Source organism: Streptomyces sp. NPDC058683 (assembly GCF_042716195.1).
Taxonomy (GTDB): domain Bacteria; phylum Actinomycetota; class Actinomycetes; order Streptomycetales; family Streptomycetaceae; genus Streptomyces.
Genome location: NZ_JBHXSK010000086.1, coordinates 1 through 24,425, shown reverse-complemented (window position 1 = coordinate 24,425; position 24,425 = coordinate 1). Strand labels below are relative to the sequence as shown.

At 71.7% G+C, this 24,425-nt stretch carries 21 protein-coding genes and 2 pseudogenes; 18 read left to right on the top strand and 5 right to left on the bottom strand.

Annotated elements, in window-relative coordinates; translation table 11 throughout:
- Window positions 1–11: 11 nt before the first annotated feature.
- Window positions 12–1,634, bottom strand: a complete 1,623-nt coding sequence (gene aceB, locus ACFWXC_RS50220; RefSeq protein WP_384490541.1) for a malate synthase A — start codon at window positions 1,632–1,634, stop codon at window positions 12–14.
- Window positions 1,635–1,818: 184 nt separating this feature from the next.
- Window positions 1,819–2,418, bottom strand: a complete 600-nt coding sequence (locus tag ACFWXC_RS50215; RefSeq protein ID WP_384490539.1) for an NTP transferase domain-containing protein — start codon at window positions 2,416–2,418, stop codon at window positions 1,819–1,821.
- 155 nt (window positions 2,419–2,573) lie between these two features.
- Between ACFWXC_RS50215 and ACFWXC_RS50210 the strand changes: the two genes are divergently transcribed.
- Window positions 2,574–2,885, top strand: a complete 312-nt coding sequence (locus ACFWXC_RS50210) for a DUF5955 family protein (protein ID WP_384490537.1) — start codon at window positions 2,574–2,576, stop codon at window positions 2,883–2,885.
- A 112-nt stretch (window positions 2,886–2,997) separates the two neighbouring features.
- On the opposite strand, the gene ACFWXC_RS50205 is transcribed toward ACFWXC_RS50210, so the two are convergent.
- Window positions 2,998–3,789: an IclR family transcriptional regulator gene (locus tag ACFWXC_RS50205; protein ID WP_384490535.1), complete on the bottom strand. Its 792-nt coding sequence runs from the start codon at window positions 3,787–3,789 to the stop codon at window positions 2,998–3,000.
- 285 nt (window positions 3,790–4,074) lie between these two features.
- On the opposite strand from ACFWXC_RS50205, the gene allB reads away from it, so the two are divergent.
- From allB to ACFWXC_RS50180, 5 genes are all read left to right on the top strand, one after another.
- The gene (gene allB / locus ACFWXC_RS50200) at window positions 4,075–5,415 is read left to right on the top strand and encodes an allantoinase AllB (RefSeq protein ID WP_384490533.1); all 1,341 of its coding nucleotides are present in this window, start codon (window positions 4,075–4,077) and stop codon (window positions 5,413–5,415) included.
- A gap of 51 nt (window positions 5,416–5,466) precedes the next feature.
- Window positions 5,467–6,588, top strand: a complete 1,122-nt coding sequence (gene alc, locus ACFWXC_RS50195; protein ID WP_384490531.1) for an allantoicase — start codon at window positions 5,467–5,469, stop codon at window positions 6,586–6,588.
- Between the two features lie 101 nt (window positions 6,589–6,689).
- Entirely contained in the window at window positions 6,690–7,499 is an 810-nt protein-coding gene (locus ACFWXC_RS50190) for an AIM24 family protein (protein ID WP_384490529.1), read from the top strand.
- 95 nt (window positions 7,500–7,594) lie between these two features.
- Entirely contained in the window at window positions 7,595–8,221 is a 627-nt protein-coding gene (locus ACFWXC_RS50185) for a dihydrofolate reductase family protein (protein ID WP_384490527.1), read from the top strand.
- Window positions 8,222–8,350: 129 nt separating this feature from the next.
- A complete protein-coding gene (locus ACFWXC_RS50180) occupies window positions 8,351–8,746 on the top strand; it encodes a ribonuclease domain-containing protein (protein ID WP_384490525.1) in 396 nt (131 codons plus the stop codon).
- A 67-nt stretch (window positions 8,747–8,813) separates the two neighbouring features.
- Here the strand turns inward: ACFWXC_RS50180 and ACFWXC_RS50175 are convergent, their stop codons facing one another.
- On the bottom strand, window positions 8,814–9,014 hold the full coding sequence (locus tag ACFWXC_RS50175) for a hypothetical protein (protein WP_384490523.1): 201 nt from the start codon (window positions 9,012–9,014) through the stop codon (window positions 8,814–8,816).
- 170 nt (window positions 9,015–9,184) lie between these two features.
- Here ACFWXC_RS50175 and ACFWXC_RS50170 point away from each other — a divergent pair, with 170 nt between their 5' ends.
- From ACFWXC_RS50170 to ACFWXC_RS50155, 4 genes and pseudogenes are all read left to right on the top strand, one after another.
- Window positions 9,185–10,456, top strand: a complete 1,272-nt coding sequence (locus ACFWXC_RS50170; RefSeq protein WP_384490521.1) for a histidine kinase — start codon at window positions 9,185–9,187, stop codon at window positions 10,454–10,456.
- A 59-nt stretch (window positions 10,457–10,515) separates the two neighbouring features.
- A pseudogene (locus ACFWXC_RS50165) lies at window positions 10,516–11,739 on the top strand (RNA-guided endonuclease InsQ/TnpB family protein); the annotation flags it as partial.
- Between the two features lie 5 nt (window positions 11,740–11,744).
- The gene (locus ACFWXC_RS50160) at window positions 11,745–12,407 is read left to right on the top strand and encodes a response regulator (RefSeq protein ID WP_384490519.1); all 663 of its coding nucleotides are present in this window, start codon (window positions 11,745–11,747) and stop codon (window positions 12,405–12,407) included.
- 75 nt (window positions 12,408–12,482) lie between these two features.
- Complete coding sequence (locus tag ACFWXC_RS50155) at window positions 12,483–13,667, top strand: cytochrome P450 (RefSeq protein ID WP_384490517.1); 1,185 nt, start codon at window positions 12,483–12,485, stop codon at window positions 13,665–13,667.
- A 16-nt stretch (window positions 13,668–13,683) separates the two neighbouring features.
- Here the strand turns inward: ACFWXC_RS50155 and ACFWXC_RS50150 are convergent, their stop codons facing one another.
- Entirely contained in the window at window positions 13,684–14,694 is a 1,011-nt protein-coding gene (locus ACFWXC_RS50150) for a Gfo/Idh/MocA family oxidoreductase (RefSeq protein WP_384490515.1), read from the bottom strand.
- A 130-nt stretch (window positions 14,695–14,824) separates the two neighbouring features.
- Between ACFWXC_RS50150 and ACFWXC_RS50145 the strand changes: the two genes are divergently transcribed.
- From ACFWXC_RS50145 to ACFWXC_RS50110, 8 genes and pseudogenes are all read left to right on the top strand, one after another.
- Complete coding sequence (locus ACFWXC_RS50145; protein WP_384490553.1) at window positions 14,825–15,562, top strand: GntR family transcriptional regulator; 738 nt, start codon at window positions 14,825–14,827, stop codon at window positions 15,560–15,562.
- 201 nt (window positions 15,563–15,763) lie between these two features.
- Window positions 15,764–16,768 carry a sugar ABC transporter substrate-binding protein gene (locus tag ACFWXC_RS50140; RefSeq protein ID WP_384490513.1) on the top strand — a complete coding sequence of 335 codons (1,005 nt, stop codon included), beginning with the start codon at window positions 15,764–15,766 and terminating at the stop codon, window positions 16,766–16,768.
- Window positions 16,765–17,805 (top strand): ABC transporter permease, encoded by a 1,041-nt coding sequence (locus tag ACFWXC_RS50135; protein ID WP_384490511.1) that lies wholly within the window; start codon window positions 16,765–16,767, stop codon window positions 17,803–17,805. The genes ACFWXC_RS50140 and ACFWXC_RS50135 overlap by 4 nt, the downstream gene beginning before the upstream one ends.
- On the top strand, window positions 17,802–18,569 hold the full coding sequence (locus ACFWXC_RS50130; protein ID WP_384490509.1) for an ATP-binding cassette domain-containing protein: 768 nt from the start codon (window positions 17,802–17,804) through the stop codon (window positions 18,567–18,569). The genes ACFWXC_RS50135 and ACFWXC_RS50130 overlap by 4 nt, the downstream gene beginning before the upstream one ends.
- 145 nt (window positions 18,570–18,714) lie before the next feature.
- Entirely contained in the window at window positions 18,715–19,860 is a 1,146-nt protein-coding gene (locus ACFWXC_RS50125; RefSeq protein ID WP_384490507.1) for an ROK family glucokinase, read from the top strand.
- Window positions 19,857–20,438, top strand: a complete 582-nt coding sequence (locus ACFWXC_RS50120) for a sugar kinase (RefSeq protein ID WP_384490505.1) — start codon at window positions 19,857–19,859, stop codon at window positions 20,436–20,438. Before ACFWXC_RS50125 ends, ACFWXC_RS50120 begins: the two co-directional genes overlap by 4 nt.
- 96 nt (window positions 20,439–20,534) lie before the next feature.
- The gene (locus tag ACFWXC_RS50115) at window positions 20,535–23,342 is read left to right on the top strand and encodes an SNF2-related protein (RefSeq protein ID WP_384490503.1); all 2,808 of its coding nucleotides are present in this window, start codon (window positions 20,535–20,537) and stop codon (window positions 23,340–23,342) included.
- Window positions 23,339–24,425 (top strand): annotated as a pseudogene (locus ACFWXC_RS50110) (hypothetical protein); the annotation flags it as partial. The gene ACFWXC_RS50115 and the pseudogene ACFWXC_RS50110, both read left to right, overlap by 4 nt.

Below are 24,425 nucleotides of genomic sequence, written 5' to 3'. Positions count from 1 at the left end.
GCCTCTGAGGATCAGCCGCGCAGCTGCTGGTACGCGGGCAGCGTCAGGAAGTCCGCGTAGTCGTCGTCGAGGGCGACGGTGAGCAGCAGGTCGTGGGCCTGCTGCCAGTGGCCGGCCGCGAAGGCCGCCTCGCCGGTCTCCTTGCGGATGTCGTCGAGCTCCTCGGCGGCGATCTTGCGGGTCAGCTCCGGCGTGGCCTTCTCGCCGTTCTCGAACTCGACGCCCGCGTTGATCCACTGCCAGATCTGCGAGCGGGAGATCTCCGCGGTGGCCGCGTCCTCCATGAGGTTGAAGATGGCCACCGCGCCGAGGCCGCGCAGCCAGGCCTCGATGTAACGGATGCCGACCTGGACGGCGTTGACCAGACCGGCGTAGGTCGGCCTGGCGTCCAGCGAGTCGACCGCGATCAGGTCGGCGGCCTCGACGTGGACGTCCTCGCGCAGCCGGTCCTTCTGGTTCGGCTTGTCGCCGAGGACCCGGTCGAAGGACTCCATGGCGATCGGGACCAGGTCGGGGTGGGCGACCCAGGAGCCGTCGAAACCGTCGTTCGCCTCACGGTCCTTGTCGGCGCGGACCTTCTCGAAGGCCACCTTGTTGACCTCGGGGTCCCGGCGGGAGGGGATGAAGGCCGCCATGCCGCCGATGGCGTGCGCACCGCGCTTGTGGCAGGTGCGGACGAGGAGTTCGGTGTACGCCCGCATGAACGGGGCGGTCATCGTCACGGCGTTGCGGTCCGGCAGGACGAACCTGGGCCCGCCGTCACGGAAGTTCTTCACGATGGAGAACAGGTAGTCCCAGCGGCCGGCGTTCAACCCCGAGGCGTGGTCGCGGAGTTCGTAGAGGATCTCCTCCATCTCGTACGCGGCCGTGATCGTCTCGATCAGCACCGTGGCACGGACGGTGCCCTGCGGGATGCCGACGTGGTCCTGGGCGAAGACGAACACGTCGTTCCAGAGCCGGGCTTCGAGGTGCGACTCGGTCTTCGGCAGGTAGAAGTAGGGCCCCTTGCCGAGGTCGAGCAGCCGCTGCGCGTTGTGGAAGAAGTAGAGCCCGAAGTCGACGAAGGCGCCGGGCACCTGCTCGCCGTCGACCTCGATGTGCCGCTCGTTCAGATGCCAGCCGCGCGGCCGCATCACGACCGTCGCCAGCTCCCCGTCCGGGCGCAGGGCGTACGACTTCCCCGAGCCGGAGTCCGTGAAGTCGATGTTCCGCGTGTAGGCGTCGATCAGGTTCAGCTGGCCCAGGACGACGTTCTCCCAGGTCGGCGCGGAGGCGTCCTCGAAGTCCGCGAGCCAGATTCGGGCGCCCGAGTTGAGGGCGTTGATGGTCATCTTGCGGTCGGTGGGGCCGGTGATCTCGACGCGCCGGTCCTTGAGCGCCTCGGGGGAGGGGGCCACCCGCCAGGAGTCGTCCGCGCGGATCGCGGCGGTCTCCGGGAGGAAGTCGAGCGTGGAGGTGCGGGCGATCTCGGCGCGGCGCTCGGCCCGGCGGGCGAGGAGTTCGGCACGGCGCGGCGAGAACCGCCGGTGCAGCTCGGCGACGAAGGCGAGCGCCGCGTCGGTGAGGACCTCCTCCTGCCGGGGCAGGGGCTCGGCGTCGACGATGGCCAGCGGAGACGGCGCTGGTGCGGACATGAGCTGTCACTTCCTTCAGCGGTGGCACCGGGTGCCAGTCGTTCCGGGTAGAGCGAAGCACACCCGATCAGGGGTCGGGCGCTTCTGAACAGTGGATACTAGTTTCCTCATTGTGGAAGTTCAATGGTTTGTTGATGTCGAGATTCTCCGGGTCGAGCCAAGGTGGCGCTCAGTGCCATCCCGTTCACTCAAGGTGGCCCAGATCCGCTTCGGTGTCGATGTCGAACGGCTCGGCCACATCCCCGCACTCGACCAGCGCGATGCTCGCCTCATGGGCCTTGAGGTAGGCGCGGGCGCCCCGGTCCCCGGTCGCGCTCGCGGCGATCCCCGGCCAGTGCCGGGCGCCGAACAGCACGGGATGCCCGCGCACCCCGTCGTAGGCGGCCGCCACCAGCGAGTCCTCGTCCCGGTATCCGTCGAGCACCCGCGCCACCGCCGCACCCCCGATCCCCGGCTGGTCCACCAGCGACACCAGCGCGGCCCGCACCCCCGCCCCGGCGAGCGACGCCAGCCCCACCCGCAGCGAGGACCCCATGCCCTCGGCCCAGTCCGGGTTCTCCACGACCACGCAGCCGCCCAGCTCGGCCCGCTCCCGCACGTCGTCCGCAGCGGCGCCCAGGACCACGTGCACCGGCCCGCAGCCGCCCGCGCGCAACACCCCTGCCGCGTACTCCACCAGAGGTCGCCCGCGATGCGTGAGCAGTGCCTTGGGCCGCCCGCCGAGCCGTCTGCCACCGCCGGCGGCGAGCAGCAGCCCGGCGATCTGGTCATGGGTGTCCGTCATGCGTCCTGCATACCCGACGCCGGGGCGGGCGGCCGGTTCCGCAGGGCTGAATTTCGGTCCGCGCTGTAGCGCGTCGCGCACGGGAGGGCGTTTACTGACCCGCGTCGCCGGGCGCCCGACCACCGTCATGGGGCGACGGGCGAGGGGGGAGAGCTGTGTTGCGGAGCTTGGGACAGAGACCAGTGACCGGCAGTGACGAGGATCCGAGGGTGACGGAACTACGGACGGCGGTCTCCCGACTGCGCCGCGAACTGGCCGCGCATCCGGCCGAGTTCACGGACCGTGCGATAGCCGAGGACGAGCTGGCGGCCCTGGCGGCGATGGCCGTCGGCGGCATGCCGGAGATCCCGCGCCTGCGCCGCTCCCTGTTACTGATCGCGGGAGCCATCGGCTCGGTGAGCGCACTGTCCCGGGGCCTGTCGGACGTACGCCAGGCGGTGGACCTGTTCGGGGAGCCCGGACGTTGAAACGCCGCTGAGGCTGCCCACCAGGGGCGCGGGGCCGTATCGACACGCGGCCCCGCCGCGTGGGCGCGACCAGCGGCAGCGCACCCGCCGACGGCGAAGTGGTCCCCAGGCCTCAGGCGCCCGAAGTCGCCAACGCCTGGGACAACTCGACCGCCACCTGCTGCAGCACCGGCACGATCTTCTCCGTCGCCGCCTCCGTGACCCGCCCCGCCGGCCCCGAGATCGAAATCGCCGCCGCGGTGGGCGAGTCCGGCACGGACACCGCCAGGCACCGCACCCCGACCTCCTGCTCGTTGTCGTCCACGGCGTACCCCAGCTGCCGTACCTCCGCCAGGGCGGTCAGGAACCCCTCCGGCGTGGTGATCGTCTTCTCCGTGGCCGCCGGCATCCCGGTCCGCGCCAGCAGCGCCCGCACCTCGGCGTCCGGCACGCCCGCCAGCAGCGCCTTGCCCACCCCCGTGGAGTGCGGCAGCACCCGCCGGCCGACCTCGGTGAACATCCTCATCGAGTGCTTCGACGGCACCTGCGCCACGTACACGATCTCGTCCCCGTCGAGCAGCGCCATGTTCGCCGTCTCGCCGGTCTCCTCGACCAGCCGCGCGAGGTACGGCCGTGCCCAGGTGCCCAGCAGCCGGGACGCCGACTCGCCGAGCCGGATCAGCCGCGGGCCGAGCGCGTACCGCCGGTTGGGCTGCTGGCGTACATAGCCGCAGGCGACCAGCGTGCGCATCAGCCGGTGGATCGTCGGCAACGGCAGCCCGCTGCTCGCGGACAGCTCGCTGAGGCCGACCTCGCCGCCCGCGTCCGCCATCCGCTCCAGCAGATCGAAGGCGCGCTCGAGGGACTGGACGCCGCCGCCGTTGGACTTGGCGGAGTCGGTGGTGCTGGCGCTGGACGTCGGCACGGCGCGTTCCTTTCGGGGCTGCCTTTCGGGCCGGGCAGAAGAGCAGAAGCCTACCCGGCGGCCGGTTGACGCCCTGTTTGTGCGTAGCTACGTTCTGCTTGACGGAATTGTAATTCCACTTTGTGGAAACGTCCAGAGTGCGGGCCTGTGTGGCCTCGAGAAGCAGTGTGCCCTTGACGGCGCGGGGGTGGGAGTGAAGACTCCTTCAACAGAACGTTGAATTCCGTTACATGGGTGTAAATCCCGTTTCCCGGAAGTAAAACGGCGGCAGAGAGAGGGGTCCGGGTGTCCGACGCTGAACTGGTGCTGCGCTCGACGCGCGTCATCACCCCGGAGGGGACACGGGCCGCCTCGGTCGCCGTGTCCGCCGGGACGATCACGGCCGTACTGCCGTACGACACCGCCGTCCCGACGGGCGCCCGTCTGGAGGACTTCGGCGACGACGTGCTGCTGCCCGGCCTGGTCGACACCCATGTGCATGTGAACGACCCGGGCCGCACCGAGTGGGAGGGCTTCTGGACCGCCACCCGCGCGGCGGCGGCCGGCGGCATCACCACCCTCGTCGACATGCCACTCAACTCCCTCCCGCCGACCACCTCGGTCGACAACCTCCGCGTCAAACAGGAGGTCGCCGCCGACAAGGCGCACATGGACGTCGGCTTCTGGGGCGGCGCGCTGCCCGACAACGTCAAGGATCTGCGCCCGCTGCACGACGCCGGGGTCTTCGGTTTCAAGGCGTTCCTGTCGCCGTCCGGCGTGGACGAGTTCCCGCATCTCGACCAGGAGCAGCTCGCCCGGTCCCTGGCGGAGATCACCTCCTTCGACGGCCTGCTGATCGTGCACGCCGAGGACCCGCACCACCTGGCCGCCGCCCCGCAGCACGGCGGCCCCAGGTACGCCGACTTCCTGGCCTCGCGTCCGCGCGACGCCGAGGACACGGCGATCGCCCAGCTGATCGCCCAGGCCAAACGCCTCCACGCGCGCGTGCACGTCCTGCACCTGTCCTCGTCGGACGCGCTGCCGCTGATCGCCGAGGCCAAGCGGGACGGCGTACGGATCACCGTCGAGACCTGCCCGCACTACCTCACCCTCACCGCGGAGGAAGTCCCGGACGGCGCCAGCGAGTTCAAGTGCTGCCCGCCGATCCGTGAGTCGGCCAACCAGGACCTGCTCTGGCAGGCGCTGGCCGACGGCACCATCGACTGCGTGGTCACCGACCACTCGCCCTCGACCGCCGATCTGAAGACCGCCGACTTCGCGACCGCGTGGGGCGGTATCTCCGGCCTCCAGCTCAGCCTCCCTGCTGTGTGGACGGAGGCTCGTAAGCGCGGCCACGGTCTTGAGGACGTGGTCCGCTGGATGTCGGCCCGCACGGCCGCGCTCGTCGGTCTCGACGGCCGCAAGGGCGCCATCGCGGCCGGCCGGGACGCCGACTTCGCCGTCCTCGCGCCCGACGAGACCTTCACCGTGGACCCGGCGGGCCTCCAGCACCGCAACCGGGTCACCGCCTACGCGGGCAAGACCCTGTACGGCGTCGTGAAGTCCACCTGGCTGCACGGCGAACGCATCGTCGCGGACGGCGCGTTCACGGCCCCGAAGGGACGCCTGCTGACCCGCACCCCCTGACCACCGCTCGCTTCCGCACCCGCAGCGGCCGACACCCGAGAGGAAACTTCTTTGACGGCGATCCCGACCTTCACCGGCGACGCGCACCCTTACTCCGGCGGCGACCCGTACGCCGACTACCGCACCGCCGACTTCCCCTTCACCCAGTACGCCAACCTCGCCGACCGGCAGCTCGGCGCCGGGGTCATCGCCGCCAACGACGAGTTCTTCGCCCAGCGGGAGAACCTGCTGGTGCCCGGGCGGCCCGAGTTCGACCCCGAGCACTTCGGGCACAAGGGCAAGATCATGGACGGCTGGGAGACGCGCCGCCGCCGCGGTGCCTCGGCCGGGCACCCCTGGCCCACGGCCGAGGACCACGACTGGGCGCTGGTCCGCCTCGGCGCCCCCGGCGTCGTCCGCGGGATCGTCGTCGACACGGCACACTTCCGGGGCAACTACCCGCAGGCGGTGTCGGTCGAGGGCGCGTCGGTCCCCGGCTCCCCGTCCCCCGCGGATCTCCTCGGCGACGACGTGAAGTGGACGACCCTCGTCCCGCGCACGCCGGTGGGCGGCCACGCGGCGAACGGCTTCGCCGTCTCCGTCGAACAGCGCTTCACCCACCTGCGCGTCAACCAGCACCCCGACGGCGGCATCGCCCGCCTGCGCGTGTACGGCGAGGTCGTCCCGGACCCCGAGTGGCTGTCGGCGCTGGGCACCTTCGACGTGGTCGCCCTGGAGAACGGCGGCCAGGTCGAGGACGCCTCCAACCTCTTCTACTCGCCGGCCACCAACACCATCCAGCCGGGCCGCTCCCGCAAGATGGACGACGGCTGGGAGACGCGCCGCCGCCGCGACCAGGGCAACGACTGGATCCGCTACCGGCTGGTGGTCCAGTCCCAGATCCGGGCGATCGAGATCGACACGGCGTATCTGAAGGGCAACAGTGCGGGCTGGGCGTCCGTGTCGGTGCGGGACGGCCAGGACGGCGCTGACGGCGACTGGCGGGAGATCCTCCCGCGCACCCGCCTCCAGCCGGACACGAACCACCGCTTCGTCCTGGCTTCCCCGGCCGTGGGCACGCACGCGCGCGTGGACATCTTCCCGGACGGCGGAATCTCCCGTCTGCGGCTGTTCGGAACGCCGACAGAGGCAGGAGCGGCGTCCCTGGCCACAAGCCACCGCGAACTGGCCTGACGCCTCTTCGCCCGCCCGCGCCCGGCAGACCCGCGCCCCGTGCGCTGCGGGCGGGTGGGCGGGCGAGGGAACCGCTGAAGCGTCGGCTACGTTCTTTTCCCGTGACCCTTCAGCAAGAAATCGTCGGCAACGCCATGCAGATGGCGGTCGTCAACCTGCACCCCGGCCAGACCGTCTACTGCGAAGCCGGAAAGTTCCTGTTCAAGACCACGAACGTGACCATGGAGACCCGGCTCGGCGGCCCGAACGGCGGCGGCCAGTCGCAGGGCGGTGGCGGCGGCATGGGCGGCATGCTGCGCCAGGCCATGGGCACCGCCATGCAGGTCGGCCAGCGCATGCTCGCCGGCGAGTCACTGGCGTTCCAGTACTTCAGCGCACAGGGCGGAGAAGGCACCGTCGGCTTTGCCGGCGTGCTGCCCGGCGAGATGCGCGCCCTGGAGCTCAACGGCACGCGCGCGTGGTTCGCCGAGAAGGACGCCTTCGTCGCGGCCGAGTCCACCGTCGAGTTCGGCATCGCCTTCCAGGGCGGCCGCACCGGCATGAGCGGCGGCGAGGGCTTCATCCTGGAGAAGTTCACCGGCCACGGCACCGTGATCATCGCCGGCGCGGGCAACTTCATCGACCTCAACCCCGCCGACTTCGGCGGCCGTATCGAGGTCGACACGGGCTGTGTCGTCGCCTTCGAGGAGGGCATACAGTACGGCGTCCAGCGCGTCGGCGGCCTCAACCGCCAGGGCCTCATGAACGCCGTCTTCGGCGGCGAGGGCCTCTCCCTGGCCACCCTGGAGGGCAACGGCCGGGTGATCCTGCAGTCCCTCACCATCGAGAGCCTCGCCAACGCCCTGAAGAAGGCCCAGGGCGGCGACAAGCAGGGCCCGACCGGCGGACTGTTCTCGACGCACGCGGGGTGAGGTGCCGTACGGACGATCACGACCGATGAGTCGCGGGCGCCCGCGGGGTCTGAGCTGACGACAACAGACCGCACCCCAGGAAGCAGGCACCCCTCATGGGCAAGCTCGTCTCCACCATGTTCGTCACCCTCGACGGCGTCTACCAGGCACCCGGCGGCCCCGAGGAGGACCCCAGCGGCGGCTTCACCCACGGCGGCTGGAGCCACCCCTACGGCGACGCGGACTTCGGCGGGTTCGTCACCGAGGTCTTCGACCGGGTCGGTGCCTTCCTGCTCGGCCGCCGTACGTACGACATCTTCGCCTCGTTCTGGCCACACGTCACCGACCCGGCCGACCCGATCGCGGCCAAGCTCAACGGGCTCCCGAAGTACGTCCCGTCCGCGACCCTCACCGACCCCGGATGGTCCGGCACCACGGTCCTCGGCGGCGACCTCGCCAAGGAGGTCACGGCCCTCAAGGAGCGCACCGACGGCGAACTCCAGGCGCACGGCAGCGGCGCGCTGGTCCGCTCGCTGCTGGACCTGGGACTGGTGGACACCCTCCACCTGCTGACGTTCCCGGTCGTGCTGGGCAGCGGCCGCCGCTTCTTCGACGAGGTCACCGTGCCGACGAAGTTCCGGCACACCGGCGGCCGGGTCACCGCGGCGGGCGTCTCCATCCAGTCGTACGACCTCGCGGGCCGCCCCGACTACGGTTCCTACCTCGCCGACGCGAACGCCTGACCCGGTCGGGGCCCGCCCCGTGAAGGCCGCGGGCCCCAGGTTAATTCCCTGAAAACTCAGGGGACTTGACGGGAAATTCTTCAGACTTGTCATTGACATGCCACTGTCTACGCGCGTCATCATGGAGCCATGAGATTCCCCCCACGAATCACCCGCGTCGGCGCCGCCGGCGTCGTCCTGTCCGCCCTCCTCGTCGGCGGTACGGTCACCGCCGGTACGGCGGACGCCGCGGCCGCCTCGGTCGGCAGTATCTGCTACAGCGACCTGCCGTCGCAGGCGTACGACACGCTCGACCTGATCGCGTCGGGCGGTCCGTTCCCGTACTCGCAGGACGGCACCGTCTTCCGCAACCAGGAGGGCGTGCTGCCCAGCCAGGCCAGCGGCTACTACCACGAGTACACCGTGAAGACGCCTGGTTCTTCCACGCGCGGAGCACGTCGCATCGTGACCGGCAAGAAGACCCAGGAGGACTACTACACGGCGGACCACTACGTGACGTTCGACCTGGTCAACTTCGGCTGCTGAGTCCCTGGCCGAGTCGACCGGCCGGCCGCCAGGAACGGCGCGACCAGCCGGAGGTCCGGTCCGCGTTTCAGCCGGACCTCCGGCTCCCCGCGACGGCGAACAGCGCGATCGCCAGCACGATCAGTGCGACGCCGGCGTAGACGCCGTAGCCGTCGAGGAAGCCGAGCCGTTGCAGGAGACCCACGTGCCAGTGGGCGAACTCGTGCAGCAGGCCCAGCACACCCTGCACCAGAGCGATGAATCCGAGCAGTTCCAGCAGCTGTTTCACGGCACGACTCTCGCCCCGCGGCCTCCCCCCATGCCATCGGCCGCGGGGCGAGTTGTGCCCGCCGGAAGTCGCCCCGCACGCGCGCGTGCCGTGCCGAAAGTCCATACGAGCCCAACTTTGGTCGACGATCCCGTGCGCGGGGAGGTGGCACGGTCCGGTCCTGCGTAGATTTGTCGACCGTGAGCGGTGACATCTCGGTACGGACGTTCGAGCGGCGACGGTGGCTTTTCCCGTCCGCCGTGATCCATGAACTCGATCCCGGCACCGGCCCGGCCGGCCGGCGGCCCAGGCGCACCGCGCGTGACTGGCTCGTCGACTTCAGCTGCTTCCTGCTCGCCGTCCTCCTGGGCGCGGCCGCCGCGAAGACGCTGTGGCAGGACCCGAACGTCTCGCACGGCCTCGCGGTCACCGACCAGCTCATCGGCGGTCTGGCCTGCGCCGCGGTCTGGCTGCGCCGCCGCTGGCCGATGGGCCTGGCGATCGCGATGATCCCGGTCGGCTTCGTCTCCGACACCGCGGGCGGCGCCGCCATGGTCGCCCTGTTCACGCTCGCCGTGCACCGCCCGTTCCGGTACGTCGCCTGGATCGGCGGCGTCAACCTCGCGCTGGTCCCGCTCTTCTACTGGCTGCGCCCCGACCCCGACCTGCCTTATCTGGCCGTCGTCATCCTGGTCGTGCTGTTCGGCCTCCTGGTCATCAGCGTCGGCATGTTCGTGCGCTCCAAGCGGCAGCTGATGGTCAGCCTGCGCGACCGCGCCCAGCGGGCCGAGACCGAGGCCGGGCTGCGCGCCGAGCGGGCCCAGCGGCTGGCCCGGGAGGCCATCGCCCGCGAGATGCACGACGTCCTCGCCCACCGGCTGACCCTGCTCAGCGTGCACGCCGGGGCCCTGGAGTTCCGTCCCGACGCGCCCCAGGCGGAGATCGCCCGGGCGGCCGGGGTGATCCGGGAGAGCGCCCACGAGGCCCTCCAGGACCTGCGCGAGATCATCGGCGTCCTGCGCGCCGCCGACGGCGACGAGGCGGGCGGCCGGCCACAGCCCACCCTGGCCGCGCTCGACGCGCTCGTCGGCGAGTCCCGCCAGGCCGGCATGAAGGTCACCCTCGACAACCACGTCGGCGACCCGTCGGCCGTCCCCGCCTCCGTCGGCCGCACCGCCTACCGCATCGCCCAGGAGGGCCTCACCAACGCCCGCAAACACGCCCCCGGCGCCGAGGTCACCGTCCGCGTCACCGGAGCCCCCGGCGACGGCCTGGACATCACCGTGCACAACCCCGCCCCGGAGGCCGAGGCCCCGCACGTACCCGGCTCGGGCCAGGGCCTGATCGGCCTGACCGAACGTGCGACGCTGGCCGGGGGCAGGCTGGAGCACCGGGCCCTCGGCGACGGCGGTTTCGAGGTGCGGGCCTGGCTGCCCTGGGCCGCCGCCCGAACGACCACGTGATGCCCGTGTGGTCGCCGGCGACTCTCGCAGGAAGCCCCGCTTTATGACAAGAACGAAGGCAGCGTCGTGCGCTGGCGAAGGCGTTCGGGTGCGCCCGGGTGGTGTGGAACGACTGCTTGCGCGACCGCAGGGAAGCGCACGCGGCAGGACTGCCGTATGTGAAGTCGGCGGATCTGTCCCGGCTTCGCATCACCCAGGCCAAGCGCACCGAGGAACGGGCCTGGCTCGCCGACGTGTCGGCGGTCGTCCTGCAGCAGTCCCTGCGGGACCTGGACACCGCGTACAAGAACTTCTTCGACTCCGTCAAGGGCACGCGGCAGAGCCGCAAGGTCGGGCCGCCCCGCTACAAGTGGAAGAAGGACACCCGGCAGTCGATCCGCCTCAACTCCAATGCCTTCTCCCTCCAGGACGATGGCACGGTGTACGTGGCCAAGGTCGGCAGTCTCAAGGTCAAGTGGTCCCGCCGGCTTCCGGCCGCGCCCACGTCCCTGACCGTCACCAAGGACAGCTGTGGCCGGTACTTCCTCAGCTTCGTCGTGGACACCGAGCCGGACATCCTTCCCAAAGCGGAGGCAGAGGCCGGTATCGACCTCGGGCTTTCCGCCTTCGCTGTCCTGTCCGACGGGCGGAAGATCGACAGCCCGCGTTTCCTGCGCCGGGCGGAGAAGAAGCTCAAACGCCTTCAGCGGGAGCTGTCCCGTAAGGCCAAGGGATCGAAGAACCGGGCCAAGGCCCGTATCAAGGTCGCACGCCAGCACGCCAAGGTGGCGGACCGGCGCCGGGACTGGCACCACAAGGCTTCCACACAGATCATTCGCGACAACCAAGCGGTGTACGTGGAAGACCTCGCGGTGTCCGGTCTCGGCCGCACCCGGCTCGCCAAGTCCGTGTACGACGCGGGATGGTCTGGGTTCGTACGGATGCTGGAGTACAAGGCGGTCAAGCATGGCCGAACCTTCGCCAAGGTGGACCGATCCTTCCCGTCCTCTCAGATCTGCTCGGCCTGCGGATTCCGGGACGGCCCCAAGCCCCTGCACGTCCGGAAGTGGACGTGCGGCGCGTGCGGTACCGTGCACGACCGCGACCACAACGCAGCCCGCAACGTCCTTTTCGAAGGACGTCGTATCGTCGCCGCCGGACGGGCGGAGACGCCAAACGCCTGTGGAGCGCGGGTAAGACGGGCATCCGTGCCCGCACAGCGCGGTGAAGCAGGAAGCCGCCGGAAGGGTCGGAGGACCCAGGCCGGAATCCCTGGACTTTGGGCCAGGGAGCAGGTCAAGTAGGAGCCATGACCGCGATCAGACTGCTGCTCGTCGACGACGACCCCCTGGTGCGGGCGGGGCTGTCCCTGATGATGGGCGGGGCCGGGGACATCGAGATCGTCGGGGAGGGCGCCGACGGCGACGAGGTCGAGGCGCTCGTCGACCGCACCCACCCGGACGTCGTCCTGATGGACATCCGCATGCCGGCCGTGGACGGGCTCACCGCCACCGAGCGGCTGCGCGCGCGTGCGGACGCCCCGCAGGTCGTCGTCCTGACCACCTTCCACGCCGACGAACAGGTGTTGCACGCCCTGCGCGCGGGGGCCGCCGGGTTCGTCCTCAAGGACACCTTGCCCGCCGAGATCGTGGACGCGGTGCGCCGGGTCGCGGCCGGTGACCCCGTCCTGTCGCCCGCCGTCACCCGTCAGCTGATGCGGCACGCGGCGGGCGCCCAGGCGGACACCCGGCAGGCACGCGCGCGTGACCGGCTCGCCGCCCTCAACGACCGCGAGCGCGAGGTCGCCGTCGCGGTCGGCCGGGGCCTCGCCAACGCCGATATCGCCACCGGCCTCTTCATGAGCGTCGCCACCGTCAAGACCCATGTCTCCCGCATCCTGGCCAAGCTCGGCCTGAACAACCGCGTCCAGATCGCGCTGCTGGCGTACGACGCGGGACTGCCGGAGGACTAGGGGCACCAGCCGGGCGTCCCGCGCGTTCTCCGGGTACGGGACGGCCTCGGGGACCTCCTGAAGGGGAAGTACAGCATGCAGGTGACCGACCTCGGCGAGTACGGCGACGGTCTGCGCACGGATCCGCACACGGTGTACGCCCGGCTGCGCGAGCGCGGCCCGGTGCACCGGGTGCACTGGCCGCTGCCCGACGACGAGTACCACGAGACCTGGCTGATCGTGGGGTACGAGGAGGCCCGCGCGGCGCTCGCCGACCCCAGACTCGCCAAGGACACCGAGAAGGTCGGCTTCAAGTTCCTCGACGAGGAGCAGATCGGCAAGTACCTGCTGGCCGCCGACCCGCCCCAGCACACCCGGCTGCGCGGGCTCGTCACGCGCGCGTTCACCGCCCGCCGGGTGGCCGGACTGGAGCCGCGGATCCAGGAGATCACCGACCGCCTGCTCGACGAGATGCTTCCGCACGGCCGCGCCGACCTCATGGACGCCCTCGCCTACCCGCTGCCGATCACGGTGATCAGCGAACTGCTCGGCGTCCCCGAGCTGGACCGCGCGCGGTTCCGGAAACTCTCCAACGAGGTGGTCGGCTCCGCCCGTCCGAGCAGCGAGTTCGACGCGTTCGCCGAGCTCGCCGACTATCTGAAGGAGCTGATCGAGGACAAGCGGTGCGCGGGCCCGAGCGGCGACCTGCTCAGCGACCTGATCCGCACCACCACCGAGGACGGCGACCGGCTCTCCGTCGAGGAACTGCGCGGCATGGCCTACGTCCTGCTGATCGCCGGCCACGAGACCACCGTCAACCTGATCGGCAACGGCGTCCTCGCCCTGCTCACCCACCCCGGCCAGCTCGCCGCCCTGCGCGCCGACATGAGCCTCCTGGACGGGGCGGTGGAGGAGATCCTGCGCTGGGAGGGCCCGGTGGAGAACGCGACGTACCGGTACGCCGCCGAGCCCCTGGAGATCGCCGGCGCCGCCATCGAGCGGGGCGACCCGGTGATGATCGGGCTCACCGCCGCCGACCGCGACGCCGCCCGCTTTCCCGAGCCCGACCGCTTCGACATCCGCCGCGACCACCGCGGCCACCTCGCCTTCGGCCACGGCATCCACTACTGCCTGGGCGCGCCCCTGGCCCGCCTGGAGAGCCGCACGGCCCTGCGTTCCCTCCTGGAGCGGGCCCCGGACCTCGCCCTGGACGGCCCACCCGGGGACTGGCTGCCGGGCACGCTGATGAGGGGGGTGCGGAACCTTCCGGTGCGCTGGTAGCCAGGGACGGACGCGGTCAGCCCAGCCGGTCCGGGATCTCCGCGAGTGCCACTGGTCTTCGCTCGTGCCGGGAGACCTCGCAGGCCTCCGCGATCCGCAGCGCCTGGAGCGCCTCGCGCCCGTCGCAGGGGTTGGCGAGCCCGCCGCGCACCACGTCGACGAAGGCGCACAGCTCGGCCTCGTAGGCGGGTCCGAACCGCTCCAGGAAGCCGGGCCACGGCTTGTCCGCGGGCGGCGGCCCGGTCGGCTCGGTGGAGGCCACCGGCGTGCGGTCGTCCAGGCCGACCACCACGGTGTCCCGCTCCCCGGCCAGCTCCATCCGCACGTCGTACCCGGCGCCGTTCAGCCGGGTCGCGGTGGCGGTGGCCAGCATGCCGTCGTCCAGGGTGAGCAGGGCCGCGCCGGTGTCCACGTCACCGGCCTCGCGGAACATGGCGGGCCCGGCGTCCGAGCCGGTCGCGTACACGTCGACGACCTCGCGGCCGGTCACCCAGCGCAGCACGTCGAAGTCGTGGATCAGGGTGTCCCGGAACAGCCCGCCGGACAGCGGCAGCCACTCCGGCGGGGGCGGAGACTGGTCGGAGGTCAGCGCCCGCACGGTGTGCAGCCGCCCGAGCCGGCCCGAGCGCACGGCCTCCCGGGCGCCCGCGTACCCCTTGTCGAAGCGCCGCTGGAAGCCCATCTGCAGGACCGTCCCGGCCTTCTCCACCTCGGCCAGGGCGTGCAGCGTGCCCGGCAGGTCGAGGGCGATCGGCTTCTCGCAGAACACCGGGAGCCCGGAGCGCGCCGCCCGGCCGATCAGGTCGGCGTGGGCCGAGGTCGCGGTGGTGATCACCACCGCGTCCACGCCCCACCTGAAGATCTCGTCCGCCCCGGGCGCCGCCGTCTCCCCGAGCCGGTGCGCCAGGTCCTGGGCCCGCGCCGGATCGACGTCCGAGAGGATCAGCGATCCGACCTCGCGATGACGGCTGAGCGTGTTCGCATGAATGGTTCCGATGCGGCCCGTCCCGATGACCCCGATGCGCATGGGAACAAGGTGCGGGTGCACCCCGCGCCCTGTCAATCCACATGTCCGGACAATCGAACTACACAACTTCCCGTCAACCCGTCACGGGGATACGCTCGGGCCCGTGCCGAAACCAGATGTGGACCCGACCGTGCCGCTCGACCTGAGTGTGGACCGGACCTCGCCGGTGCCGTTGTACTTCCAGCTCGCGCAGCAGCTGGAGGCGGCCATCGAGCACGGCTCGCTCACCCCCGGCAGCCTGCTGGGCAACGAGATCGAGCTCGCCGCACGGCTCGGCCTGTCCCGCCCGACCGTGCGGCAGGCCATCCAGTCCCTCGTCGACAAGGGCCTCCTGGTCCGTCGCCGCGGTGTCGGCACCCAGGTCGTGCACAGCCAGGTCAAACGCCCCCTGGAGCTCAGCAGCCTCTACGACGACCTGGAGTCGGCCGGCCAGCGCCCCGCGACGAAGGTGCTGGTCAACACCGTCGTCCCGGCGTCCGCCGAGATCGCCGCCGCGCTCGCGGTCGCCGAGGACGCCGAGGTGCACCGCATCGAGCGGCTGCGGCTGGCGCACGGCGAGCCGATGGCGTACCTGACCAACTACCTGCCGCCCGGTCTGCTCGACCTGGACACCGGGCAACTGGAGGCCACCGGCCTCTACCGCCTGATGCGGGCCGCCGGAATCACCCTGCACAGCGCCCGCCAGTCCATCGGCGCACGCGGCGCCACGGCCGCCGAGGCCGAGCGGCTCGCCGAGGCGGAAGGCGCCCCGTTGCTCACCATGCGGCGCACCACGTATGACGACACCGGCCGCGCCGTCGAGTTCGGCGACCACATCTACCGGCCGACCCGCTACTCCTTCGAGTTTCAGCTGCTCGTACGGTCCTGAGCGCGGCCCGGTTTCCGACGTTCCGTTAGTCGCAATGTCCGGACAATGTGAGCGCAGAGTGCCGCCCGCTGCCGTCAGGGGTGTACCCCATGTTCGATACTGAGGCTTTTGGGGCAGGCGAGGTCGCCGTCGGTGGTCACCCACGGTGAGCTTCGCCCGCCCCTCTCGCACGTATGAGCACGGCAAGAAGGGCACGGCCTCGTGGCACGGTTTCGGACCTGGGTGGGCATCGCGGTGGCGGGGGCGCTGAGCGTCACCCTCGCCGGTTGCAGCAGTACCGGCGGCAAGCGGGCGGAGGACGCCCGGAACGCCGCGGCGGCCCAGGGGAGAGCGGCGGTGAACACCCCCCGCTGGACCGTCGCGATGATCACTCACTCGGGGGACGGCGACACCTTCTGGGACATCGTGCAGAGCGGTGCGAAGCAGGCCGCCCGCAAGGACAACATCAACTTCCTGTACTCGCACGACGACGAGGCCCAGCAGCAGGCGCAGCTCGTGGACGCGGCGGTCGACAAGAAGGTCGACGGCATCATCGTCACCCTTGCCAAGCCCGACGCCCTCAAGGCGGCCGTGGCCCGCGCCGAGAAGGCCGGCATCCCGGTGATCACCGTGAACTCCGGTTCCGCGGAGTCCAAGGCCTTCGGCGCCCTCGCGCACATCGGCCAGGACGAGACCATCGCCGGCCAGGCGGTCGGCGACGAGCTGAACAAGCGCGGCAAAAAGAAGGCCCTGTGCGTCCTGCACGAGCAGGGCAACGTCGGCCACGAGCAGCGCTGCGCGGGCGTCGCCGAGAACTTCGACGGCGAGGTCGAGAACCTCTACGTCAACGGCACCAACATGCCCGACGTGCAGTCCTCGATCGAGGCGAAGCTCCAGGCCGACAGGTCGATCGACGCGGTCGTCACCCTCGGGGCGCCCTACGCCGACACCGCCGTGAAGGCGAGGACGGACGCGGGCAGCGCGGCCGAGGTCGACACCTTCGACCTCAACGCCAAGGTCGCCGCCGAACTGAAGGACGGCACCCTCGGCTTCGCCGTGGACCAGCAGCCGTACCTCCAGGGCTACCAGGCGGTCGACCTGCTGTGGCTCTACAAGTACAACGGCGACGTCCTCGGCGGCGGGCAGCCGGTGCTCACCGGCCCGCAGATCGTCACCAAGGACCAGGCACCCGCGCTGGCGAAGTACACCGAGCGGGGCACCCGATGAGCGCCACCTTGGAACACTCCCTTGATGAAAGGATTCTGCAGACCTCTCCGCTGCGGAAACTCCTCTCCCGTCCGGAGCTGGGCTCGGTCGTCGGCGCGGTCGCCGTCTTCCTCTTCTTCGCCATGGCAGCGGACGGCTTCCTGCACGCGTCCAGCATCAGCACGGTCCTCTACGCCTCCTCGACGATCGGCATCATGGCCGTACCGGTCGCGCTGCTCATGATCGGCGGCGAGTTCGACCTCTCTGCGGGCGTCCTGGTGACGTCCTCCGCGCTGATCTCCTCGATGTTCAGCTACCAGATGACGGCGAACACCTGGGTCGGCGTAGGGGTCTCGCTCCTCGTGAGCCTCGCCATCGGCGCCTTCAACGGCTTCGTGCTCACCCGCACCAAGCTGCCCAGCTTCATCGTCACCCTGGGCACCTTCCTGATGCTCACCGGCATGAACCTCGGCTTCACCAAGCTGATCGACGGCACGGTCTCCACCAAGACGATCGCCGACATGGAGGGCTTTTCGTCCGCTCGCGCGGTCTTCGCCTCGACGCTCACTGTCGGCGGCGTCGACTTCAAGATCACGATCCTCTGGTGGCTCGCCCTGGTCGCGATCGCCTCCTGGGTCCTGCTGCGCACCCGCGCCGGTAACTGGATCTTCGCCGTGGGCGGCAACCAGGACGCGGCCCGCGCGGTCGGCGTCCCCGTCGCCAAGACCAAGATCGGCCTTTACATGGGCGTGGCGCTCGGCGCCTGGATCTCCGGCCAGCACCTGCTCTTCTCGTACGACGCCGTCCAGTCCGGCGAGGGCGTCGGCAACGAGCTGATCTACATCATCGCGGCCGTCATCGGCGGCTGCCTGATCACCGGCGGCTACGGCAGCGCGGTCGGCTCGGCGGTCGGGGCCCTCATCTTCGGCATGACCAGCAAGGGCATCGTCTTCGCCGAGTGGAACCCCGACTGGTTCAAGTTCTTCCTCGGAGCGATGCTGCTCCTGGCGACCCTGCTCAACACCTGGGTCCGCAAGCGCGCGGAGGCCACCGCATGACCCTCGTCCGGCTGACCGGCGTCAGCAAGCACTACGGCACCGTCCGCGCCCTGGAAGGGGTCTCCCTGGAGGTCCACGCGGGCGAGATCACCTGCGTCCTCGGCGACAACGGGGCCGGCAAGTCCACCCTGATCAAGATCGTCGCGGGCCTGCACCGGCACGACGGCGGCACGCTCGTCGTCGAGGGCGAGGAGACATCACTCACCTCCCCGCGCGAAGCCCTGGACCGAGGCATCGCCACGGTGTACCAGGACCTGGCGGTCGTGCCGCTGATGCCGGTGTGGCGCAATTTCTTCCTCGGCTCGGAGCCCCGCAAGGGCCGTGTGCTCAAACGGCTGGACGTCGACTTCATGCGCCGCACCACCCGCGCCGAGCTCCTCCGCATGGGCATCGACCTCCGGGACGTCGACCAGCCCATCGGCACCCTGTCGGGCGGCGAACGCCAGTGCGTGGCGATCGCGAGGGCCGTCTACTTCGGCGCGAAGGTCCTGGTCCTGGACGAGCCGACGGCGGCACTGGGAGTGAAGCAGTCAGGTGTGGTCCTGAAATACGTGGCAGCGGCACGCGACCAGGGACTGGGTGTGGTGCTGATCACCCATAACCCGCATCACGCGTACTTGGTGGGCGACCGCTTCGTGCTGCTGAAAAGGGGCACGATGGTGGGGAGCTACCGGCGTGACCAGATCACACTGGAAGAGCTGACCGGCCAGATGGCCGGAGGAAGCGACCTCGACGCTCTGCGCCACGAGCTGAGGCGTCCCTGAAAGGGGCGCGGGGCTGTGTCGATCTGCGGCTCCGCCGCGCGGGCGCGACCAGCCACATACGACGGGCACCCGGCAACGGCGACGCACCCGTTCCTTATCTCCCCCGAACGGCACTACACGCACGCGTACGGCAGAATCAAGCCCGATGAGCACCTACCGCGACCTCACCGCCCCCATAGGCTCCCGCCGAGCCCCCGTCCTGCGAACGGTCGGCACACGGGAGCGCCGGTCCCACCTGACGGCCCCCCGTGTCCCCACCGTCGGCATCGACATCGGCGGCACCAAGGTCATGGCGGGCGTCGTGGACGCCGACGGCAACATCCTGGAGAAGCTCCGCACGGAGACCCCGGACAAGTCCAAGAGCCCCAGGGTCGTCGAGGACACGATCGTCGAGCTGGTCCTGGACCTGTCCGACCGGCACGACGTGCACGCCGTCGGCATCGGCGCGGCCGGCTGGGTCGACGCCGACCGCAACCGCGTGCTGTTCGCCCCGCACCTGTCCTGGCGCAACGAACCGCTGCGCGACCGCCTCGCCGGCCGGCTCGCCGTGCCCGTCCTGGTCGACAACGACGCCAACGCCGCCGCCTGGGCCGAGTGGCGGTTCGGCGCCGGCCGCGGCGAGGACCACCTGGTCATGATCACGCTGGGCACCGGCATCGGCGGCGCGATCCTGGAGGACGGCCAGGTCAAGCGCGGCAAGTACGGCGTCGCCGGCGAGTTCGGCCACATGCAGGTCGTGCCCGGCGGCCACCGCTGCGCGTGCGGCAACCGTGGCTGCTGGGAGCAGTACAGCTCCGGCAACGCGCTGGTCCGCGAGGCCAAGGAGCTGGCCGCGGCCGACTCCCCGGTGGCGTACGGGATCATCGAGCACGTCAAGGGCAACATCAACGAGATCACCGGCCCGATGATCACCGAGCTGGCCCGCGAGGGCGACGCGATGTGCATCGAGCTGCTCCAGGACATCGGCCAGTGGCTGGGCGTCGGCATCGCCAACCTCGCCGCCGCCCTCGACCCGTCCTGCTTTGTGATCGGCGGTGGTGTGAGCGCCGCCGACGACCTGCTGATCGGCCCCGCGCGGGACGCGTTCAAGCGCCAGCTGACCGGCCGCGGCTACCGCCCCGAGGCCCGGATCGCACGCGCCCAGCTGGGCCCCGAGGCCGGCATGGTCGGGGCCGCCGACCTCGCCCGCCTGGTCGCCCGCCGCTTCCGGCGCGCCAAGCGGCGCCGGGTCGAGCGGTACGAGCGCTACGAGCGGTTCACGGAGGCCCGCCGAACCCGGGACACCGCATGACCGCTTCGCTGCCCCGCCAGGCCGCGCCCCCGGACGAACCGCGCCGCCCGCCGGAGACCCCCGGCCACAAGGCGCGCCGCCGGGCGCTGACCCTGCTGATCATCGTGCTGCTCATCGGCGTACCCGCCGGCTACCTGGTGATCTCCGCCAACCAGAGCCGCAACAGCGGCAAGGACAAGGAGTCCAAGTACTCGGCGACCGGTCTCAGCGAGGGCTGGCCGTCGAAGGTGCAGCGGCGCCTCTACCAGGTGCCGGTCCCGCACCCGGCCGACAGGATCGCGTACTACGAGACGAACAACTGGAAGACCAGCCGTCTCTACGTCCAGTTCCGCACCAACAGCGCCGGCCTGGACAGCTTCCTGGAGGGCATGGGAATCAACCGGGACGCGCTCAAGAAGGACGACATCAGCATCAGCACCCGCGACCAGAAGGTCACCGGCTGGAAGTTCACCGGCCCCGGCCCCTGGTCGGGCCTGACGCACAAGCAGAAGAACCCGGCGCCCACCCAGGACGTGGTCGTGAACATGGCCGACCCGAACTACCCGATGATCTACGTCGTCTCCCGCACCGTGCCGTAGGGACGGCCCCGGCCGGTCGCCGGGGCCGATTGTCAGACCCCGCCCGTACAGTCGAAGACGTCTGATCCGACATGTGGGCGGGAGGTGGCAGAACGTATGAGCGACACGGCGACCGGGACACCTGACGGCGTCCCCCTGCGCCTGGCGGCGGTCTATCTGCCCGCCGACCTCCCGCGCCAGGGCCGCATCGCCTTCTGGGACCCGGACGGCGACCCGCTGCCCGCCGCCGCGACCGAGGACCTGACGGTCGTACGACAGCACGGCGCCGGTGTCCGCCGCCGGCAGGTGCCCGCGCTGACCCTGCCCCTCGGCGAGGCCCTCCCGCTGCTCGTCCGGGCTCGCCGCGACCCGGCCGCCCACCCCGCCACCGCCTGCTGGGGCGCCGCCGCCCAGCACGCGCTGCGGCTCGCCGCCCGGGGCCGCCTGCTGCCCGGCCTGACCCCGGCCGGGTACGACGCCTGGCGGGCCGGCCCCCTGGAGCCCGCCGACATCGCCCACCTGCGCGCGGTGGCCGCCGCCCTGCCCGCCGAGGGCCACGCCGTCCCGCTGCCCGGCCCCGGCCCGCTCCGGCTGCCCCAGCCGGAGGCGCTGATCCGCTCCTTCCTGGACGCGGTCGCCGACACTCTGCCCCGCACCCCGGCCGCCCCCCACACCTCGGGCAGGCCGTTCGCCGCCCACGAGGGCCGGCGGCTGCCCGACGCCCAGGAGTGGGCCGCGGAGGTCGCCGCCGGCATGGACGCCGGCGTGCGCATCTCGCTCCGCCTCGACCTGTCGGCGTACGACCTCTTCGACGACGGCGAGGGAGCGCACCGGGCGGGAGCGGCGATCGTCCAGGTGCACAGCCTGGCCGACCCCACCCTGGTGACCGACGCCTCGGCACTGTGGGCGGGGCGGTCCGACGCCGCTTTCGGTCCCCGCGCGCGCGTGGACGCGGCGCTGGCGGTGCGCCGGGCCGCGCGGGTGTGGCCGCCGCTGGACCGGCTGGCCGAGCAGGACGTGCCGGACGTACTCGCCCTCTCCGAGGGGGAGCTGGGCGATCTGCTCGGAGTGGCCGCGACCCGGCTGGCCGCGGCCGGGGTCGCCGTGCACTGGCCCCGGGACCTGGCCCAGGACCTCACCGCGGCCGCCGTGATCCGCTCCGCCCCCGGCTCGGCGACCGACGGCACGGGCTTCTTCGAGGGCGAGGAACTGCTCCAGTTCCGCTGGCAGCTGGCGCTCGGCGGAGACCCGCTCAGCGACGCCGAGATGGACGCGCTCGCCGAGGCCCACCGTCCGGTGGTACGGCTGCGGGACCGCTGGGTGCTCGTCGACCCGGCCCTGGTCCGCAAGGCCCGCAAGCGCGAACTGGGCCTGCTCGACCCGGTCGACGCGCTCTCCGTGGCGCTCACCGGCGAGGCCGAGGTGGACGGCGAGAGCGTCGAGGCGGTCCCCGTCGGCCTCCTCGCGGCCCTGCGCGACCGCCTCACGGCCGGCATCCAGCCCGCCGAACCGCCCGCCGCGCTGCAGGCCACCCTGCGCGACTACCAGCTGCGGGGCCTGGCCTGGCTCGACCTCATGACCTCCCTCGGCCTCGGCGGCTGCCTCGCCGACGACATGGGCCTCGGCAAGACGATCACCCTCATCGCCCTGCACCTCAAGCGGGCCCGCACCGAACCGACCCTGGTGGTCTGCCCCGCCTCGCTGCTCGGCAACTGGCAGCGGGAGATCGCCCGGTTCGCGCCCGGCGTCCCGGTCCGCCGCTTCCACGGCCAGGGCCGCACCCTGGACGGCCTCGACGGCGGCTTCGTGCTCACCACGTACGGCACCATGCGCGCCACCGCGGCCAGGCTCGCCGACCAGCCCTGGGGCATGGTCGTCGCCGACGAGGCACAGCACGTCAAGAACCCCTACTCGGCCACCGCCAAGGCGCTGCGCACCATCCCGACCCCCGCACGCGTGGCGCTCACCGGCACCCCCGTGGAGAACAACCTCTCCGAACTCTGGGCCCTGCTCGACTGGACCACCCCCGGACTCCTCGGCCCCCTGAAGTCCTTCCGCGCCCGGCACGCTCGCGCCGTCGAGAACGGCGAGGACCAGGACGCGGTGGCCCGGCTCGCCGGCCTGGTCCGCCCGTTCCTCCTGCGCCGGAAGAAGTCCGACCCGGGCATCGTCCCCGAACTCCCGCCCAAGACCGAGACCGACCACCCCGTCCCGCTCACCCGCGAACAGGCCGCGCTGTACGAGGCGGTGGTCCGTGAGTCGATGCTCGCCATCGAGACGGCGGAGGGGGTCGCCCGCCGGGGTCTGGTGCTCAAGCTGCTCGGCGCCCTGAAGCAGATCTGCGACCACCCCGCGCTGTACCTCAAGGAGGAGACGCGTGGCGACGGCCTGGCCGCCCGCTCCGGCAAACTCGCCCTGCTCGACGAGCTGCTGGACACGGTTCTCGCCGAGGACGGCTCGATGCTGGTCTTCACCCAGTACGTCGGCATGGCCCGCATGATCACCGCGCACCTCCAGGCGCGCGCCGTCCCGGTCGAGCTTCTGCACGGCGGCACACCGGTACCGGAGCGGGAGCGCATGGTGGACCGCTTCCAGAGCGGCGCGATCCCGGTCCTCGTGCTGTCGCTGAAGGCCGCGGGCACCGGCCTCAACCTCACCCGCGCGGGCCATGTCGTCCACTTCGACCGCTGGTGGAACCCGGCGGTGGAGGAGCAGGCCACCGACCGCGCGTACCGCATCGGCCAGACCCAGCCCGTCCAGGTCCACCGCCTGGTCACCGAGGGCACGGTGGAGGACCGCATCGCCGAGATGCTGGAGGCCAAGCGCGCCCTCGCCGACGCGATCCTGGGCTCCGGCGAGTCCGCCCTGACCGAACTGACGGACCGTGAGCTGTCCGACCTGGTGTCGCTGCGGAGGACGTCATGAGCGGGGACGAGCAGCGGCCGGGCGATGCGGCCCGGCAGGCGCTGCGGGCGGCGCGGGGGCGCGGTGCGGAGACCGGGGGCGACGAGGGGGCGTCTGCCGAGGCGCGGCCCGAAGGCTCCGCTTCGCCGGGGGCGGACGCGGCCGAGGAGCGGGTGACCAGGCCGGGTGACGCGGCGCGGCTGGCGCTGCGGGCGGCTTCGGCGGCGAAGGAGGCGGAGCAACGGGACGCCGAGGGCGAGGCCGACGCGGGCCCGGCGGACGTCGGTGCCGTTCGTCCGGGCGCCCGCCCCGCTGACGTCGCGCGCGAGGCGCTGCGCGCGGCCCGCGCGGAGGCACGGCGGGCCGAGGCGGCCGCGGCGGAGGCTTCGGAAGGGGCACCGGCTCGCGGGGTACGCCGGCCACCGTCGCCGGCCACGGCGGAGACGGCTCGCGGTCACACCGCCCGTGACCTGAAGCAGTTCCTGGCGACCGCGTTCAGGATGCCGAAGGAGGACCCTGAGCCGGCACAGCCCGACGCCCTCACGGATCAAGGAACTCCGACGCGACGCGTCGACGAGGACGGGGCGCCCCGCACCGCACCGCAGCACTACGAAACGGCTCCCACCCCCTCCACGCCCCCGGGCCTCCCGCACCCGACTCCCGCCGCGCCGCCCGGCCGCCCGCGGCCGCCCGCCTCCGCGCTCGGCACGCCTTCCGACCACGGAGAGCCGACGCCCTCGGAGCCCACCGCGGCTTCCGGCCGCCCGCAGCCGACGGTCCCCGCGCCCGTTGCGGCTCCCGGCCGTCTGCAGCCGACGACCTCCGCGTCCGCCGCGGCTTCCGAGCACCCGGAGCCGACGACCTCTCCGTCCGTCGCAGCCTCCGGCCGTCCGGAGCCGACGACCTCGGCGTCCACCCCAGCTTCCGGCCGCCCGCGGCCGACCGCCCTCGCATCCACCGCGTCCTCTGGCGACCCGCAGTCGATCGCCCTCGCATCCACCGCGCCTTCCGGCGACCCGCAGCCGACCGCCCTCGCACCCGCCGCGTCCTCCGGCGATGCGGATCCGAACACCCACCTACCCGCCACGGCTTCAGGGCGCCCGG

Coding starts and splice junctions, on each gene's coding strand:
- aceB (WP_384490541.1), bottom strand. CDS start 1,634: ATGTCCGCACCAGCGCCGTCTCCGCTGGCCATCGTCGACGCCGAGCCC.
- ACFWXC_RS50215 (WP_384490539.1), bottom strand. CDS start 2,418: ATGACGGACACCCATGACCAGATCGCCGGGCTGCTGCTCGCCGCCGGC.
- ACFWXC_RS50185 (WP_384490527.1), top strand. CDS start 7,595: ATGGGCAAGCTCGTCTCCACCATGTTCGTCACCCTCGACGGCGTCTAC.
- ACFWXC_RS50180 (WP_384490525.1), top strand. CDS start 8,351: ATGAGATTCCCCCCACGAATCACCCGCGTCGGCGCCGCCGGCGTCGTC.
- ACFWXC_RS50160 (WP_384490519.1), top strand. CDS start 11,745: ATGACCGCGATCAGACTGCTGCTCGTCGACGACGACCCCCTGGTGCGG.
- ACFWXC_RS50155 (WP_384490517.1), top strand. CDS start 12,483: ATGCAGGTGACCGACCTCGGCGAGTACGGCGACGGTCTGCGCACGGAT.
- ACFWXC_RS50150 (WP_384490515.1), bottom strand. CDS start 14,694: ATGCGCATCGGGGTCATCGGGACGGGCCGCATCGGAACCATTCATGCG.
- ACFWXC_RS50135 (WP_384490511.1), top strand. CDS start 16,765: ATGAGCGCCACCTTGGAACACTCCCTTGATGAAAGGATTCTGCAGACC.
- ACFWXC_RS50130 (WP_384490509.1), top strand. CDS start 17,802: ATGACCCTCGTCCGGCTGACCGGCGTCAGCAAGCACTACGGCACCGTC.
- ACFWXC_RS50125 (WP_384490507.1), top strand. CDS start 18,715: ATGAGCACCTACCGCGACCTCACCGCCCCCATAGGCTCCCGCCGAGCC.
- ACFWXC_RS50120 (WP_384490505.1), top strand. CDS start 19,857: ATGACCGCTTCGCTGCCCCGCCAGGCCGCGCCCCCGGACGAACCGCGC.
- ACFWXC_RS50115 (WP_384490503.1), top strand. CDS start 20,535: ATGAGCGACACGGCGACCGGGACACCTGACGGCGTCCCCCTGCGCCTG.